Origin of the sequence: Micromonospora orduensis, from assembly GCF_006228125.1 — a bacterium.
GTDB lineage: Bacteria > Actinomycetota > Actinomycetes > Mycobacteriales > Micromonosporaceae > Micromonospora > Micromonospora orduensis.
The window spans coordinates 14226-31860 of the sequence record NZ_VDFY01000186.1 but is presented as its reverse complement, the minus strand read 5'-3'; the positions used below and the strand labels follow the sequence as shown (position 1 = coordinate 31860).

At 70.0% G+C, this 17635-nt stretch carries 14 protein-coding genes; all 14 read right to left on the bottom strand.

Translation table 11 applies throughout. From position 1 onward, the window contains the following. Window positions 1–94: 94 nt before the first annotated feature. Window positions 95–2188 (bottom strand): family 43 glycosylhydrolase, encoded by a 2094-nt coding sequence (locus tag FHG89_RS20865; protein ID WP_139586091.1) that lies wholly within the window; start codon window positions 2186–2188, stop codon window positions 95–97. Between the two features lie 343 nt (window positions 2189–2531). Further along, complete coding sequence (araA, locus tag FHG89_RS20860) at window positions 2532–4034, bottom strand: L-arabinose isomerase (protein ID WP_139586090.1); 1503 nt, start codon at window positions 4032–4034, stop codon at window positions 2532–2534. 26 nt (window positions 4035–4060) lie between these two features. Beyond that, window positions 4061–5050, bottom strand: coding sequence for a galactofuranose ABC transporter, permease protein YjfF (gene yjfF / locus FHG89_RS20855; protein ID WP_139586089.1), 990 nt, complete (start codon window positions 5048–5050; stop codon window positions 4061–4063). Further along, a complete protein-coding gene (locus tag FHG89_RS20850) occupies window positions 5047–6117 on the bottom strand; it encodes an ABC transporter permease (RefSeq protein ID WP_139586088.1) in 1071 nt (356 codons plus the stop codon). Before FHG89_RS20850 ends, yjfF begins: the two co-directional genes overlap by 4 nt. Then, on the bottom strand, window positions 6114–7655 hold the full coding sequence (locus FHG89_RS20845) for a sugar ABC transporter ATP-binding protein (protein WP_139586087.1): 1542 nt from the start codon (window positions 7653–7655) through the stop codon (window positions 6114–6116). The genes FHG89_RS20850 and FHG89_RS20845 overlap by 4 nt, the downstream gene beginning before the upstream one ends. A 188-nt stretch (window positions 7656–7843) precedes the next feature. Then, window positions 7844–8836, bottom strand: coding sequence for an ABC transporter substrate-binding protein (locus tag FHG89_RS20840; protein ID WP_139586086.1), 993 nt, complete (start codon window positions 8834–8836; stop codon window positions 7844–7846). Window positions 8837–8963: 127 nt separating this feature from the next. Beyond that, on the bottom strand, window positions 8964–9656 hold the full coding sequence (locus tag FHG89_RS20835; RefSeq protein WP_208761038.1) for an L-ribulose-5-phosphate 4-epimerase: 693 nt from the start codon (window positions 9654–9656) through the stop codon (window positions 8964–8966). Next, entirely contained in the window at window positions 9653–11335 is a 1683-nt protein-coding gene (araB, locus tag FHG89_RS20830) for a ribulokinase (protein WP_139586085.1), read from the bottom strand. The genes FHG89_RS20835 and araB overlap by 4 nt, the downstream gene beginning before the upstream one ends. Window positions 11336–12103: 768 nt before the next feature. After that, window positions 12104–12892 carry an ABC transporter permease gene (locus FHG89_RS20820; protein WP_139586084.1) on the bottom strand — a complete coding sequence of 263 codons (789 nt, stop codon included), beginning with the start codon at window positions 12890–12892 and terminating at the stop codon, window positions 12104–12106. Beyond that, window positions 12889–13845 (bottom strand): ATP-binding cassette domain-containing protein, encoded by a 957-nt coding sequence (locus FHG89_RS20815; RefSeq protein WP_139586083.1) that lies wholly within the window; start codon window positions 13843–13845, stop codon window positions 12889–12891. The genes FHG89_RS20820 and FHG89_RS20815 overlap by 4 nt, the downstream gene beginning before the upstream one ends. Window positions 13846–13870: 25 nt before the next feature. Next, window positions 13871–14713 (bottom strand): DUF4097 family beta strand repeat-containing protein, encoded by an 843-nt coding sequence (locus tag FHG89_RS20810; protein WP_139586082.1) that lies wholly within the window; start codon window positions 14711–14713, stop codon window positions 13871–13873. 72 nt (window positions 14714–14785) lie between these two features. Next, window positions 14786–15313: a hypothetical protein gene (locus tag FHG89_RS20805; protein WP_139586081.1), complete on the bottom strand. Its 528-nt coding sequence runs from the start codon at window positions 15311–15313 to the stop codon at window positions 14786–14788. Between the two features lie 77 nt (window positions 15314–15390). After that, window positions 15391–16605 (bottom strand): FUSC family protein, encoded by a 1215-nt coding sequence (locus FHG89_RS20800; RefSeq protein WP_139586080.1) that lies wholly within the window; start codon window positions 16603–16605, stop codon window positions 15391–15393. A gap of 66 nt (window positions 16606–16671) precedes the next feature. After that, on the bottom strand, window positions 16672–17631 hold the full coding sequence (locus FHG89_RS20795) for an SDR family NAD(P)-dependent oxidoreductase (RefSeq protein WP_139586079.1): 960 nt from the start codon (window positions 17629–17631) through the stop codon (window positions 16672–16674). Between the last annotated feature and the right edge of the window lie 4 nt (window positions 17632–17635).

Here is a 17635-nt window from a genome sequence, read left to right as displayed (position 1 = left end):
GGCGACGGTGTGACGCGGTGCCGTGGACCGCACCTGGCGAAGGGGAAGCAGGGCAGTCCTCGTGACCGGTCGACCGATCAGTGTGTGACTGGTGTCACGGTGTCGTCAGGTCGAACCGGCGCACCGTGACCGCACCACCGAGCGCCTGGGTGGCGTGGTTGAAGATGGCGAACCGGTAGCCCATGAAGAACTGCCAGTTGTTCGCCAGGGTCAGGGCGTTGCCGAACGACGTGAAGTTGACCCCGTCGGTGCTGTACGAGAAACGGGCCTGCCGGCCCGAGCCGGGTCTGATGTCGGCGTTGGCGCGCAACCAGATCCGGCCACCGGAGACGGAGGTGCTCGCCACCTCGCTGCCGGTGCTCGTGGTGTTCCAGTTGCCGTCCATCGTCAGGCCGTTCTGCATCACCAGACGCGTGGAGCCGTTGTCCCGCCGCACCCCGATCCAGGCCGACGAGTTGCGCAGCACCGCCAGGCCGGCGCGGTCACCGTCGCGCATCGTGGAGTAGTCCAGCTCGATGGTGGCCGTGGAGGTCGGGCCCTGGATGCGGTGCGTCAACGTGTTGCGGACGGCGTACAGGTCGCCGGTGACGGTGGCGGTCTGCAGGTTGAGCCCGTTGTTGACAGACCATCTGCTGTTGTCCGGGTTGTGGTTCCACTCCCACTGCGGGCCGAGGGTGGTGCCGGCGAACGTGTCGCTGCCGGTGAGTGGCTTCACCGCGCGCGGCGGCGCCGGCAGGTTCGGCTTCGGGTAGGAGGTGCCCCACGCGCCGTTGACCGTCTGCAGCACGGGCCAGCCGTCGCTGGTCCAGGTGATCGGGGCCATGGCCGGCATCCGACCACCGGGGTACGCGTCGACGAAGGACATGTAGTACCAGTCGCCGTTCTGGGTCTGCACCAGCCCGCCCTGGTGCGGCACACCGCCGCCGGAGATCGGACCGGGCAGGTTGAGCAGCACCTGACGCTGCTCGTACGGGCCGAAGGGACCGTTCGTCGACTTCAGCACGTACTGGCCGTTGGCCGGGCGCGTGAGCCAGATGTAGTAGGCGCCGTTGCGCTTGTAGAAGCGCGCGCCCTCCAGTGTCCCGATGCTCGACGGCGTCTGGTACACCTGCTGGGCGCGGACCTGCGACTTCCCGTCGGCGGACAGCTGCGCCACGCTGATGGTGCCGTTTCCGTACGCCACGTACATGGTGTCGTTGTCGTCGATCAGCATCCCGGCGTCGTAGTAGCAGTTCGGGATGGTGGTGTGCCTGCTCCACGTGCCGTCGACGGCGGACGCGGTGTAGATGTGGGTCTGCGCGAAGTCGATGCACCCGGCCCAGTAGTACGTCCGGTTGCTCGGCCGGTAGTTCAACGTCGACGCCCAGATCCCGTCGACGTACGCGTTGCCACCGCTCATGTCATACTTCGACCCGAATTCCAACCGGGGTACGGAGTGCCCGGCGAACTCCCAGTTCACCAGGTCGTACGAGCGCAGCACCGGCGCGCCCGGGGAGTAGTGCATGGTGGACGCCGACATGTAGTAGGCGTTGTCCACCCGGATGATGTCGACGTCGGCGAAGTCCTGCCAGATGACCGGGTTCGTGTAGGTGCCGCTCGACGGTGGCGGGTTGCTGCCGCCGACGGGGACGAGTTGCCACTGCTGGTTGTTGCCGCCCCAGTCGTCGTACTGCACGATGTTGCCGCCGTCGGCGGTCGAGGCGTTCTGCACCTCCACCGCCTTGTTGCTGTTGCGGTTGATCAGCCGCACGTAGCCGCCGGTCGAGTCGGCCAACCGGAACTGCTGGTTGGTCCCGTTGCCGTCCGCCCACTGCACGATCGACGCGCCGTTGCTGGTGGAGAAGTTGTAGACGTCGAGCACCTTGCCCGAGTGCCGCGACTTCAGCCGGTAGTAGCCACCACCGGAGTCCACGAACTGCCACTGCTGCCAGGCGCCGTCGTTACGCGACCACTGGGTGATCCGCGCGCCGTCGTTCGTCGCCTGGTTGTACACGTCCAGAGCCTTGCCGCTGTTGCGGTTGACCAACACGTACCACGCGTTGGTGTCCACCGTCGCCGCCGACGCGGCAGTGGGCGCGACGGCCGCGACCGCGCCGCCCACCAGCACCGCCGCCGCTGCGGCCACGAGCCGCGACATCCACCCGCGCCGGCGTGGCGCACCCCGGGGAACCCGACCGATGGAAAGCATGATCCTCCTCTGCTGACGCGAACCGAGCGGTCTGGGCCGGCGTCCGCGGCGCCGGGCGGGGCACCGAGCTGACCACGACCCGATCATGTGATCGCTAACACCGATTGCCCGCGGGTTGCGGCGTCGAACTGCCGGAACCGAGGGGCGGGGACGCATGCCGGGCCGGACCAACCGAAAGACATCGACCGTCTTGGCTATAGACTGTGAGCGATAACATGCTCTTAGTCAAGGCGTAACACAGTCGGCCGCCGGTCGTGCTGGCGGATGCGCGAACGGGTGGCCCGCCCCGGCCCGCGGGCAGGGACGGGCCACCCGTCAGAAAGAGGCGCTTTGACCGCGTCGGTCAGAAACCGCGGGCCAACCGGTAGTAGGCCTGGTTCCAGCGGATCTCGTCGGCGAAGCGACGGGGCTGGGTGTCGGCGTCGATGACCACCAGCTCGGTGCGGCTCATCTCGGCCAGGTCGTGCAGCTCCTCCACACCGACCGCCTGGGACAGCACGGTGTGGTGCGGCGCGCCGGCGGTGATCCACGCCTCCGCCGAGCCGGGCAGGTCGGGGCGCGGCCGCCAGACCGCGCGGGCCACCGGCAGCCGGCGCAGCGGCTGCGGCGGCGCGACCACGTCGATCTCGTTGGCCACGAGCCGGAAGCGCTCCCCCATGTCGGCCAGACCGAGCACCACTGCCGGACCGGGCGCGGCGTCGAAGACGAGCCGGACCGGATCCTCCCGCCCACCGATGCTCAACGGGTGGATCTCCACGTTCGGCACGTCAGATGCGATGGTCGGGCAGACCTCCAGCATGTGGGCGCCCAGCACCAGCTCCTGGCCGGGGGTCAGGTCGTAGGTGTAGTCCTCCATGAACGACGTACCGCCATTCACGCCCACCGACATCGCCTTGAGGGTGTGCACCAGCACCGAGGTCTTCCAGTCACCCTCGCCACCGAAGCCGTACCCGTCGGCCATCAACCGCTGCACCGCGATGCCGGGCAGCTGACGCAGACCACCGAGGTCCTCGAAGTTCGTCGTGAACGCCCGGAACCCGCCCTCGTCCAGGAAGGCGCGCATACCCAGCTCCAGCCGGGCCGCGTACCGCAGCGAGTCGTGCTGCGCACCGCCGGCGACCAGACCCGGAACGACCCGGTAGGTGTCCTCGTACTCCTTGACCAGGTCGTCCACCTGCGCGTCGGTGACCTCACCGACCACCTTGACCAGGTCGTTGACGCCGTAGGTGTTTACCGACACCCCGAATCGCAGCTCCGCCTCGACCTTGTCGCCCTCGGTCACCGCCACGTCGCGCATGTTGTCGCCGAAACGGGCCAGCCGCAGCGACCGCATCGCCGACCAGCCGAGCGCCGCGCGGGCCCACGCGCCGACCCGGGCGCTCACCCGCGGGTCGCTGACGTGCCCGGCCACCGTCTTGCGGGCCACACCGAGCCGGGTCTGGATGTACCCGAACTCGCGGTCGCCGTGCGCGGCCTGGTTCAGGTTCATGAAGTCCATGTCGATGTCGTTCCACGGCAGCACGACGTTGGCCTGGGTGTGCAGGTGCAGCAGCGGCGTCTGCAACGCGTCCAGACCGGCGATCCACATCTTCGCCGGAGAGAAGGTGTGCATCCACGCGATGACCCCGATGGCGCCCTGGGCGGCGGCGTCCCGACAGACCTGGAGGATCTCACCGCTGTTGGTCAGGACGGGCTTCCAGACCACCCGGGCCGGAATCTGCGGCGAGTCGTCGAGCGCTGCCGCGATCTGACGGGACTGCTCGGCGACCTGCCGGAGCGTCTCCTCGCCGTACATGCCTTGGCTGCCGGTGAGGAACCAGATCTCGGGTGCGGTGTGTGGTGCCATGGAGTTGCCTTCCGCGAGAGGGGCGGTCACTTGTAACGGATTCCGATGAGGCGCTGAAGGAGGATGAACGCGAAGAGCAGGCCGCCAATCACGATCTTGGTCCACCAGGAGTTGAGGCTCCCATCGAAGGTGATGAGGGTCTGGATCACGCCGAGGACCAGCACGCCGAGCACCGTGCCGAAGACGTAACCCGCGCCGCCGGTGAGCACCGTGCCACCGATGACGACGGCGGCGATGACGTCCAGCTCCATCCCCACGGCGATCAGCGGCGCGCCGGAGAGGGTGTAGAAGGACAGCAGGATCCCGCCGATGGCCGAGCACAGACCACTGATGGTGTAGACGGCGATCCTGGTCCGGCCCACCGGCAGACCCATCAGCAGGGCCGACTGGGGGTTGCCGCCGATGGCGTACACGTTGCGGCCCAGCCGGGTGTAGGCCAGCGTGTACGCGGCGACAGCGACCACGACGAAGGCGATCAGCACACTGATCGAGACGAAGTTGCCCCGGGGATCGCCGATCCTCTCCTGCGACATCCTGGTCCAGAACCCGTCCGTGATCGGGATGGACGAGCCCGAGATGAACGTGCACATCCCCCGGGCGAAGAACATCCCCGCGAGCGTGACGATGAACGGCTGGATGTCGAAGAAGTGGATGGCGCAGCCCATCAGCAGGCCGAGCGTCGGCCCGATGAGCAGGGCGATGACGAGCACCAGGGCCGCCGGTAGGCCCTCCTGGAGCAGCCAGGCCGACACCATCGCCGTCATCGCGACGACGGACCCGACCGACAGGTCGATGCCGCCGGTGAGGATCACGAAGGTCATCCCGATCGCGACCACGAGCAGGAAACCGTTGTCGATGAAGACGTTGAAGATGACCTGCACGTTGGAGAACGCCGTGTACTGCGAGACGCCGATGCCGTACATCACCAGCAGCAGGGCGAGCGTCGCCAGGACCGGTATCTGCTTTCTCGGCAACCGGAACCGGGCACGACCGGGAGTGAGCAATCCAGTGGTCATGCCGGCACCTGCTCCTTCGGCTTGTCGGCGATGGTGGCGGGCGGCGGGGCGTTGCGCCTACGGCGACTGAACCGGGCCCGGAAGGCCGGCGCCTGGATGAGGCAGACGGCGATGACGACTACCGCTTTGAACAGCAGCGAGGTCTGCGGTGAGATGTCCATGGCGTACACCGTGGTGGTCAGCGTCTGGATGATCAGCGCGCCGATGATCGTGCCGCTGAGGAAGAACCGGCCACCGGCGAGGGACGTACCGCCGATGACGACGGCGAGGATGGCGTCCAGCTCCACCCAGAGGCCGACCGCGTTGCCGTCGGCACTGGAGACGTTTGCCGTCATCATGAAACCGGCGATCGCGGCGCAGGCGGCGCTGAGCACGTACGCGAGGAAGATGACCCGGCCGGAGCGGATGCCGGCCAACCGGCTCGCCTCGGCGTTACCGCCCACCGACTCGACGATCATCCCGAGTGCGGTGCGCCGGGTGAACGCGGCGACGAGCAGTGCCGCGGCGAGGGCGATGAAGATGGCCAGCGGCAGGGTGAGCAGGTGGCCCAGCCCGATCGCCCGGAACGGCTCGGAGTTGATGGTGATGATCTGACCCTGGGTGATCAGCTGGGCGAGACCCCGGCCGGCCACCATCAGGATCAGGGTGGCGATGATCGGTTGGATCCCGATCACGGCCACCAGCACCCCGTTCCAGGCGCCGAGCACGAGCGCGACCCCCAACGCCATCGCGAGGGCCGTCAGCACCACGACAAGGCTGTTCTGGTCGGACTGCTTGCTGATGTACATGCAGGCGATCGCGCCGCTGATCGCACAGACCGACCCCACCGACAGGTCGATGCCGCCGGTCGAGATGACCAGGGTCATCCCCAGCGCGACGAGGATCAGCGGCGCGCTCAGCCGCAGGATGTCGATCGGCGAGCCGTACAGGTGCCCGTCCTTGAGCTCGATGGACAGGAACCCGGGACGGTAGATGGTGTTCGCGGCGAGCATGACGAACAGCACGGCGGCGGGCCAAAACAGCCGGTGACCGGTCATCGTCCGGTAGCGGCTCATGGTGGCGTTCATCGGTCTGCCTCCTCCCGGTGGGATCCGCTGGCGATGGTCTGCATGATGCGGTCGGCGTCGAGGCTGTCGTCGTTGGCGAGCTGCGCGACCATCTGCCGGTCCCGCATCACGGCCACCTTGTGACTGAGGCGCAGCACCTCCTCCAGCTCGGCGGAGATGAACAGCACGGCCATGCCACCGTCGGACAGCTGCGTCACGAGCTTCTGGATCTCGGTCTTCGCGCCGATGTCGATGCCCCGGGTCGGCTCGTCGAGGATCAGCAGTCGTGGCTCGGTGATCAGCCACCGGGCCAGCAGCACCTTCTGCTGGTTGCCGCCGGACAGGTTGCGTACCGGCACCTCCGGGTCCGCGGGCCGGATGTTGAGGGCCTTGACGTACCTGTCGACCAGCTCGTCCTGGCGGCGACGCGGAATGGGCCGCAGCCAGCCACGGGCCGCCTGCATGGCGAGGATCATGTTCTCGCGGACCGACAGGTCGGCGACGATGCCCTCCGCGCGGCGGTTCTCCGAACAGAAGCCGACGCCGTGGTCGATGGCCTGGGCGGGGGTACGCAGACTGCTCGCCGTGCCGTCGATCGCGACCTGACCGCCGTCGGTCCGGTCGGCGCCGAACAGCAACCGCGCCACCTCGGTACGCCCCGAGCCCAGCAGGCCGGCCAGGCCCACCACCTCGCCGGCGTGGATGGTGAGGCTGAACGGCTCGACCGCGCCCGCCCGACCGAAGTTCGACACCGCCACCAGGGGGGTGCCCTCCTCCAGCGCGGCCAGGTCCCGGCGGGAGTGCTCCTCGATGCCCTCCAGGGCGTCGAGCTCCTTGCCGATCATCTTCTCCACCAGGGAGAGCTGGGGCAGCTCGGTGGTGAGGTACTCGCCGACCAGCCCGCCGTTGCGCAGCACGGTGATCCGGTCGGCGATCTCGTAGACCTGGTCGAGGAAGTGGGTCACGAACAGGATGGCGATGCCCTCGTCGCGCAGTTGCCGCATGATGCGGAACAGCTGCGCCACCTCGCCGGCGTCGAGGCTCGACGTCGGCTCGTCCAGGATCAGCACCCGCGCCTTGATGTCGATGGCGCGGGCGATGGCGACCATCTGCTGGATCGCCAGGGAGTACGAGCCGAGCGGCGCGCTGACGTCGAGGTCGAGGTCGAGGCGGGCCAGCAGGGCGCGGGCGCGGCGGCGGACCTCACCCCAGCGGACCGCGCCGAGGCGCCGGGACTCACGGCCGATGAAGATGTTCTCCGCCACCGAGAGGTTGGTGCAGAGGTTGACCTCCTGGAAGACGGTGCTCACCCCGGCGGCGGTCGCCTGCATCGGCCCGGTGAACGACACGGGGTCGCCTTCGAGGGTGATCGCGCCCGCGTCGGTGTCGTAGACGCCGGTCAGCACCTTGATGAGGGTCGACTTGCCGGCGCCGTTCTCGCCCATCAGGGCGTGCACCTCGCCGGGAAAGAGCCGGAAGTTGACGTCGTGGAGTGCGCGCACCCCGGGGAAGGACTTGCTGATCCCGGTCATCGTCAGGACCGGACGGCTATCCGTCATCCCATCAGACCTCTTCTGGGTTGTCGGCACGGAGAGGCCGCTACGCTCCCGCGGCGCCCGCCCGGTCGTCCCTGGGGGTCGCTCAGGCGGGCGTGGTACGGGGGTGGTCGCGGGCCAGGCCCGGTCCGTTACGGGTATGGGAGCGACGCGGCGGGGCCGCCGCGCGAGCGCGGCGACCCCGTCGTCGATCAGTACTTACGGTTGGGCAGGGCCTCCTTGGCCTGCTCCTGGGTGAAGGTGGTCTCCTCGGTCTCGATCCGAGCAGGCACCTCCTCGCCCGCGTGGACCTTCTTGGCCAGGTCCATCAGCTGCGGGCCGAGCAGCGGGCTGCACTCCGCGATGAAGTTGAACTTCCCGTCGGCGAGCGCCTGCATGCCGTCCTTGACGGCGTCGACAGTGATGATGGTGATGTCCTTGCCGGGCACCTTGCCGGCGGCGGTGATCGCCTCGAGCGCGCCCAGACCCATGTCGTCGTTGTGCGCGAACAGCACGTCGATCTTCGGGTTGGCCTTGAGGAACTGCTCCATGACCTGCTTGCCGCCCGCCCGGGTGAAGTCACCCGGCTGGGAAGCGATGATCTTCAGGTTCGGGTTGGCGGCGATCGCCTCGCCGAAGCCCTTCTTGCGGTCGTTGGCCGGAGCGGCACCGGTGTTGCCCTGCAGCTCCACGATGTTGACCGGGCCGGTGGCGCCCTTCTTCTGCTCGACCAGCCACTCGCCAGCGAGGCGGCCCTCCTTGACGAAGTCCGAGCCGAGGAACGTCTTGTACAGGCTCTTGTCGGCCGAGTCCACCGAGCGGTCGGTCAGGATGACCGGGATGCCGGCGTCCTTCGCCTCCTTGAGTACGGTGTCCCATCCGGACTCCACCACCGGCGAGAAGGCGATCACGTCCACCTTCTGCTGGATGTAGTTGCGGATCGCCTTGATCTGGTTTTCCTGCTTCTGCTGCGCGTCGTCGAACTTCAGGTCGATACCCGCGGCGGCAGCGGACTCCTTGATCGACGTGGTGTTCGCCGTACGCCACCCGCTCTCCGCGCCGACCTGCGAGAAGCCCATGGTGATCTTGCCGTCGTCCTTGGACCCGCCGCCGCCGGTGTCGCTGTTGCCGCAGGCCGCCACGCCGCCGACGAGCAGCACGCTGGCGAGGACCGCGATGGCGCGCTGCGTTCGCAACTTTCTCATCAGTTCTCCTTGGCTGGGTGTGGTGGGTGACCGCGCCAACCGCCGAGGTGCGTAAGCGGCGTACGCGGGTGGTGCGTGCTGGTGCGTCGTGGTGCAGACCGACAGGTCCCGGATGACCGATGGACGGTCAGGAACCCACCGGTGCGACTGGTTGTTGGCCGTAGACGTTCTGGTAGCGGTCGTAGAGGGCGTCGATGTCGGCCTGCGCCATCGGGACCGGCTGACCGAGCGTGCGGGCAAGGTGCGCGGTCCGGGCCACGTCCTCGCACATGACCGCCGCCTTGACCGCCGCGCGGGCGTCCCGGCCGATGGTGAACACGCCGTGGTTGCGCATCAGCACCGCGGGCGAGCGGTGCCCGGCGAGCGTGGCGACGATGCCCTTGCCGATGTCGTCGCCGCCGATCAACGCGAACGGGCCGATGGGGATCTCCCCGCCGAACTCGTCGGCCTGCGCGGTGAGGTGGCAGGGGATCGACTCCCCGCACGCGGCCCAGGCGGTCGCGTACGAGCTGTGCGTGTGCACGACCCCGCCGACCTCCGGCATGACCCGGTAGACGTAGGCGTGCGCGGCGGTGTCGCTGGAGGGGGCGAAGTCCCCCTCGACGAGTACGCCGTCGAGGTCGCACACCACCATCGTGGCCGCGGTGAGGTCGTCGTAGCTCACCCCGCTCGGTTTGATCACCATCAGGTCGTGGCCGGGGACCCGCGCGGAGACGTTCCCGGACGTCCAGGCGACCAGGTTGTACCGGGTCAACTCGGCGTGCAGGCGGGCGACGGTCTCGCGCAGCGCGCCGATCTGTCGGCTCACCTCGGCGTTCACGCGACCACCTCCAGCGCGGTCTCGGGGGCGGGGGCAGCGGCGCCGACCGCCGTGTTCCGGATCGACCGCAGGCGGAGCATGACGTCGTCGCCGCCGCGGCCGAAGTGGTCGTGCAGCGCCCGGTACTCGGCGTAGAGGGCGTCGTAGGCACGCGCCCGGTCCGGGTCCGGCCGGTAGACGGCCTCGTGCACCCGGCCCATCGCCTGCGAGGCCTCGTGGATCGACGGGTACTCGCCGGCGGCGACGGCGGCGTGGATCGCCGACCCGAGCGCCGGCCCCTGGGCGGAGGCGATGATGTTCAGGGGTCGCCTGGTCACGTCGGCGTAGATCTGCATCAGCAGCGCGTTGTTGGTGAGGCCGCCGGCGATCACCAGGTCGTTCACGGTGACCCCGGCCTCGACGAACGCCTCGATGATCATCCGCGTGCCGAAGGCGGTGGACTCCAGCAGCGCCCGGTAGATGTCCTGCGGCCGGGTGGCCAGGGTCATGCCGACGATCATCCCGCTGAGGTCGTGGTTGACCAGCAGGGAACGGTTGCCGTTCCACCAGTCCAGCGCGATCAGACCGTGCGCGCCGACCGGTTGGCTCGCGGCCAGTTCGGTGAGGCGTTCGTGCGAGTCGACGCCGGCCGGAGCCGCGTGCTCGACGAACCAGCCGAAGATGTCACCCACTCCGCTCTGGCCGGCCTCGTAACCCCAGGCGCCCGGGCTGATGCCGCCGTCGACGACGCCGCACATGCCAGCCACCTCGGCGAGGTGCGCGCCGTTGACCACGTGGCAGGTCGACGTGCCCATGATCGCGACGAGTCGGCCGGGCTCCACGGCCTGCGCGGACGCCGCCGTGACGTGCGCGTCGACGTTGCCGACGGCCACCGCGATCCCCTCCGGCAGACCGGTCCACGCGGCCGCCTCGGCGGTGAGCGCGCCGGCGCGCGCCCCGAGGGGCAGCAGCGGACCGTCCAGCTTGGCCACGAAGTCGCCGAAGTCCGGGTTGAGCGCGCTCAGGAAGCCCTCGGAGGGATAGGCGCCGTCCTGGAGGATGCCCTTGTAGCCGGCCGTGCAGACGTTGCGGGTCTCGGTGCCGCTGAGCTGCCAGACGATCCAGTCGGCCGCTTCCACGAAACGCTCGGCCCGGTGGTAGACCTCCGGGTCCTCCTCCAGCATCTGCAGGCCCTTGGCGAACTGCCACTCGGCGGAGATCTTGCCGCCGTACCGGCCGATCCACGGCTCGGCCCGCTCGTGGGCCAGCGCGTTGATCCGGTCGGCGTGCGGCTGCGCGGCGTGGTGCTTCCACAGCTTCACCCAGGCGTGTGGCCGGTCGCGCAGCTCGGCGGTCTCGCACAGCGGAGTGCCGTCCGCGAGGGTCGGCAGCACCGTGCAGGCGGTGAAGTCGATGCCGATGCCGACCACCGCCGCCGGGTCCACCCCCGCGGCGGCCAGCGCCGCCGGGACGGCGTACCGCAGCACGTCGCGGTAGTCCTCGGGGTTCTGCAGGGCCCAGTCCGGGGGAAGCGGCCGACCTCCCGGAAGCGCCGTGCTGATGACTCCGTCGCCGTACTCGTGCACCGCGGTCCCCAGTTCGGCACCATCACCGACGCGAACCACCAGAGCTCGTCCGGACAGGGTGCCGTAGTCGACACCGACGACGTAGCGGTCGCCAGCTCCGTCCACACGGTTCATGTTCACCTCCACCGTTAACGGGGATAGTGTTAACGCTCACATCCAGCGTCGTCAAGACATCTGACCGCAACAGCTACGTAACGGAACGCCGATGCCGGACCGACTCGGGCGCGTTGATATCGGAACGGTGCAAAAGGCGCCATCCCGGCACCCGCCGTACAAGGGCGACGACGGGGGAACCGATCGCCGTCCGACGATCGATCGGCCGGCCCGTCGGCAGGCCGGACGACGAGCACAGCGTCCCCGCACAGCCGCACGAGGGCCGTCCAATCACGACCGCCGACCCCGGCACTGGCGATGTCAGCGATAACATCACCCGAGCGCCGCGCGGGCATGATGAGATCAATGAAACGGCGCCCGGACACCACCGGGCTCGGGGCCGAGCACCCCGGACGGCGGCGCGCACCTCACCCGGCCGCGCCGATGATCGGTGTTATCGATAACATTCAACGTTTCCCGCCGGACTCGGGTCGCACCGCCGCGGGGGGCGTGATCCACACCTGGTCGGCGATGTGGCGGCATCCCGGCCACCAGACACCGCAAGGTCGCCGATCTGGTGTCGATCATGCGGCGGGCCGCCGGGCCGACGCGGACCGGGCCGACGCGGACCGGGCCGACGCGGACCGGGCCGACGCGGACCGGGCCGAGCCGCGGACCGGGCCGACGCGGGCCGCAGCCTTGACGCACGCTCGCCGCGGTAGGCACGGCTGACGGCCCGACCCCTTCCTGGGGCCGGGCCGTCGTCGGTGCCGGTGGCCGCGCGTCCGATCAGGCGGCTCGACTCCGGTTGTACAGGGCCTTGGCCCAGAGGAAGCAGAGCACCGTGATGACGGCGCACCAGGCGACCGCGAGGATCGCGTTGGCGCCGATCCCGGTGCCGAACAGCAGGCCCCGGAGGGTTTCCATGACGGGCGTGAAGGGCTGGTAGTCGGCGAACCACCGCACCGCCGTCGGCATGGAGTCGGTGGGGACGAAACCGCTGCCGAGGAAGGGCAGGAGCACCAGGGGCATGGGGAGATTGCTCGCCGTCTCGACGCTCTCGCTGACCAGGCCGAGGGCGACCGAGAGCCAGGTGACCGCCACGGTGATCATGGTGAGGACACCGAACACGGCGAGCCACTCGAGCGGGGTGGCGGTGGGTCGGAACCCGACGAGCAGCGCCGCGCCGGTGACGGCCGCGATGCTGACCATCGTCTGGATCACGCTGCCGAGCACGTGTCCGGTGAGGACCGACGGCCGGAAGATCGCCATCGTGCGGAAGCGGGCGATGATCCCCTCGGTCATGTCCATGGCGACCGAGATCGCGGTGCCCTGCGCCGCGCTGGCCACGGTGATGAGCAGGATGCCCGGGGTGACGTAGTTGGCGTAGTCGCCGCGGTCGCCGGAGGGCCCCAGGCCGGCGCCGAGCGTGCCACCGAAGACGTAGACGAAGAGCAGCAGGATGATCACCGGCACGCCGATGAGCATGAGTGTCAACGAGGGATAGCGCCGCATGTGCAGGAGGTTGCGTCGCAGCATCGTGCCCGAGTCGCGGACAGCGAGGGTGAGGGTGCTCATCGCGCCATGGCCCTTTCGTGGTCGGGTTGGCCGGTCAGGGTGAGGAAGACGTCGTCGAGGTCGGGGGTGTGCACGGCGAGGCCGGCCACGCTGATCGAGGCCCGGTCGAGCTGGTCGAGCAGGGAGCGCAGCGATCCGACCCCGCCGTCGCTCGGCACCTGGAGGGTGAGCGCCGCGTCGTCGCGGGTGGACGCGGTGAGGGTGCGCGCCGCCGCGTCGAGCCCGGCCTGGTCGGCGAACTGGAGGACGACGTGCCCGCCCGGGATGAGCCGTTTGAGCTCGCGCGGGGTGCCCTCGGCGATGAGCCGGCCGTGGTCGAGGAACGCGACCCGGTCGGCGAGCTGGTCGGCCTCCTCCAGGTACTGGGTGGTGAGCAGGATGGTGACGCCGCCGGCGACGAGGTCGCGGATGATCTGCCACATGGCGCGGCGGCTGCGCGGGTCGAGGCCGGCCGTCGGCTCGTCGAGGAAGATGACGCGGGGCTCGCCGACAAGCGTCATCGCGAGGTCGAGGCGTCGTCGCAGACCCCCGGAGTACGTCGACGCCGGCTTGCCCGCCACGTCGACGAGGTCGAACTGGACGAGCAGGTGGTCGACGCGTCGGTGCCCGGCCGCCCGGTCCAGGTGGCACAGGTCGGCCATGAGCCGCAGGTTCTCCCGCCCGGTGAGCAAATTGTCCACCGCGGAGAACTGGCCGGTGACGCCGATCAGGGCGCGTACGGCGTCGGCCTGCCGGCTCAGGTCGTGCCCGGCGATCCGGGCGTCGCCGCCGTCGGCGTTGATCAGGGTGGACAGGATCCGCACGGTGGTGGTCTTGCCGGCGCCGTTGGGGCCGAGCAGCGCGAAGATCGTCCCCTCGACGATCTCCAGGTCGATGCCGTCGAGCACCACCTTGTCGCCGTAGGACTTTCGCAGGCCGGTCGCGCTGATCGCGGATCGTACGGATCTGGTCATGGCTGCCTCGATTCGTGGAGGTGGATCACGCGCGGCGGATCATGATGTCGCCGTAGGGGGTGTTCGCCCGGACCTCGACCGTCTCGTCGGTCTGCGCCGGGCTGTCGGTCGTCTCGAGCGCGTTGTGCACGCGGCCGTGTCGGGAACTGACGTCGAGCCAGGCGGCGGTGCCCCGGCGGACGCCGACCTCGATCGCCCCGTAGGAGGTCTGCAACTCGATCGATCCGCGTACGACCTGGCCCAGCCGGACGTTGCCGTAGGCGGTACGGGCGTTCACCGAGGCCATCGGCGCGTCGACGGTGATGTCGCCGTACGCGGTGTTGATCCGCGCGTCCCCGCCGCTCTGGCCGATCCAGCAGTCGCCCGAGGAGTTCTTGATCTCGGCGGTACCATCGACCGCACCGATGCGGACCTTGCCGGAGGACGCCTTCACCCGGGCGGAACCGGTGACGCGTTCGACGACGATCTCGCCGTGGCTGCTGTCGATGTCGAGCGACCCGGTCTCGTCGAGCCGGATGCCACTGCCGGTCTTGATGCGGCAGTCTCCGAGCCGGCCCTCGCAGCGGAACGCCGCCCAGGACGCCTCGGCGTACAGCCGCGACCCGCTGGGCAGCTCGATCAGGACGTCGATCGACGGGCCGGCGCCGAAGCCGTAGCGGCGCCAGCTCTTGGGCACCCTGATCAGCAGTTTCCCGGCGGCGTACTCGACTGTGGTCTGCTCGGCGGCGCTCATGTCGGCCTTGCTCGACGGGTCCCGGGGTCGCACCTGGACCACCGTGTCGGTGCGGTCGGTGGCGGCGATCCACGCGTCCCCCACCGGCATCTCGATCTGGACGGAAATCGGCTCTGGCGTGTCGAAGACAGGCATGGTGGTCTCCCGGAAGGTGGTCGGCGAAGGTCACCGCCGGTGGGCGGCGAGGAAGGAGAGGTGGTACGGGGGTCAGCGCGCCCAGCCGGTGAAGTGCTGGCCGGAGCGGGGCGGCTCCACCCGGCGGGGTGGCTGCCGGTCCGTGCCGCCGGCCCCGATCGCGCCGGCGACGGCTCGCACCAGCCAGGCGTTGACCGACAGCCCGGCCCGGCTGGCCGCCTCGTCGACGCTGGCCTTCAGATGGTCGGGAAGGCGGAGGTTGATCCGGGACGTGCCACCGTCGTCGCCCTCGGGCGGGAGCAGCGGCGCCGGCATCGGGGGTGGTTCGGTGACCTCACCCGCCCGGTCGGCCGGCGGGCTGGCCGGGGTCACCACGAAGTCGGGTTCACGTCCGCGCAGCCGGACGTGCACCGACCCCGGAGCGAGCTCCCGGGTGATCTCGTCGGCCGCGTCGGACAGCGCCTCCAGCAGCGTGAGGCGGGTCGCCGCCTCCAGTTGGGTGAAGAGCCTCTCGGCCAGCACCCGTGCCTCCGGGTCGACACCCTCCGCCGCCACGGCGAATTCGGTTCGCAGGTTCTCGACGTACGACCTCAGCTCCATGGCACCATCATGGCACCACTTTGGCTCAGATTGCAACACCCATGGCTCATCCTGCCGCCAACGGTGGTGCCAGACCGTCAGCGCCCTCGGGTGGCGGCGGGTGGCCGAAGCTCACCGAAGGCGCGCCGGACCAGCCGGTTCGCGGCCTCCTGGGTCAGCCCGGTGCCCACCATCAGATCGCTGACTGTCGTCCGGACCTGCGCCACCACGACGGCGCCGGAGAAGCCGACGCCCGCCCGGTACGCGTCACCGGCAGCGCGGACCGCCCGCAACGCCACCTCCCGTGCCCGCAGGGGTTCATCGCCGGCGGCGAACTGCCGCTTGAGCAGCCGGACCGTCTCGGCCAGATCGGCGACCGCCCTCGGCATCGACTCCGGGACCGGCTCGCCGTCCTCGATCAGGGTCACCGCCCGGCGGATCAACGTCCCGCTGTTGCGCATCGCCCGGTCGATCGGTTCCGCCACCCGGGCGTACCGGCTCACCGGCCCGTGCCGGTGATGCCAGTTGACCGGCGACAGGGTGCTGGCCTCCCGAGCGCCCCTGGTCGCCTCGATCAGAGCGTTCACCTGATCGGTGTTCTCCCGCAGCGCGGTCAACGCGGCACGCGCACGGGCGACGTCGCCCTCGCGCAGGGCGGAGGCGGTCGCGTCGAGCTGGGTGGCGAGCAGGTCCAGCGCCGGCCGGGCCGCCCGGTTGAGCACCCGCAACGGGTTCAGCGGCAGCAGGACGGCCGTCACCAGCAGCGCCACCGCTCCCCCGATGAGGGCGTCCACGAAGCGGGGGATCTCCAGGTCGTTCACGGACGGACTGAGCGCGACTATGAGCACCGCCGTGGCTCCGGCCTGGATCATCACCGCGGCGCTGCCGACCAGGAACAACGCGACCAGGATGGCCAGGACGACGATCAGAGCGAGTTGCCACCAGCCGGTGCCGATCACCAGGAGCAGCAGATCGCCGATCAGCACCCCGACGGTGACGCCGAAGATCAGCTCGATGGTGCGGCGCAACCGTTGACCGACGGACGCGGCGAGAGTCGACACCGCCGAGATCGGGGCGAACACCGGCTGCGAGACGTGCAGCAGCTCGTGCGCCACCAGCCAGGACAGCGCCGCGGCCAGTCCGGCCTGCACGGCGAGCCCGCCGATGGCGCGGACCCGACGCCCCCGGTCCCGCAGCTCCACCACCGAACGCTCACGCAGCCCGGTGAGCCGCGCCGCCAGGCCGGTCCGGGCGCTCCTGTCGTTCCGGGGCGGGGTGCCCCCGTCCGATCCCTGACGACCGGCATCGACCATAGCGGCACGTACCCGGCCGTAACCGGATCAATCCTGGACCGTGCCGGCCGTGGCCGCGTCGGCGCCTCAGCGCGTGACCACCGCCTTTTCGGCGTACGCCCACAGTCGGTCGGCGGCGGCCGGGTCCAGCGCGTGGGCGGCCACCCCGCCGGTGGCGTCCGGCCCGCCGGGTACGACCTCCGCCTCCTGGTTGTCGTCGAAGTACCGGCCGGCGACACCGGCGAGCAGAGGCGAGCCGGCGAGCAGCACGGTGGTCGACGCGCCCTGGGCCGGGTTCTTGTAGTAGTCCGCCTCGACGAGGTTGCCCGCCTCGTCCATGGCACCCATGGCGCGCATCGTGTCGTCGTCCATGTGGCGCTGGAGGTTGGTGAAGATGTAGCCGGGGTTGAGGGCGTTGGCGGTGATCCCGTCCACCGCCCACCGCCGGGTGATGCCGACCGCGAGCAGGGTCTCCGCGGTCTTCGACTGGCCGTAGGCCGACCACGGGTCGTACGCGCGCCGCTCGAACTGCGGGTCGTCGAAGTCGAACGGCGCGGCCCGGTGGGCGCCGGAACTGACCACCACGACCCGCGCCGCCGGCGCGGCCCGCAGGCTGCCGTGCAGCCCCAGGGCGAGCGCGAAGTGACCCAGGAAGTTCGTCGCGAGCTGCATCTCCCAACCCTGCGCCGTGAGCTGGCGGGTCGGGATCGCCATGATCCCGGCATTGGCGACCAGTACGTCGAGTGGGCCCCGCCACCCCTCGACGAAGGCGTCGACCGACTCCAGGTCGGCGAGGTCGAGCGCGGCCGAGCTGACCGCGCCCCGCCCGGCGAACTCCTCGACGAGCGCCTCGGCGCGGCGGGGATCGCGGGTGGCGATGGTGACGTCGGCGCCGGCACCCGCCAGGGCGCGCACGGTCTCGACGCCGATGCCGGAGGCGCCCCCCGTGACGATCATCCGGCGTCCGGTGAGGTCGACTCCGTCGAGGATCTCGGCGGCGGTGGTGCGGGCGGTGAAGGGGGTGGTGAGACGTCGGTTGGCTGTCATGCTC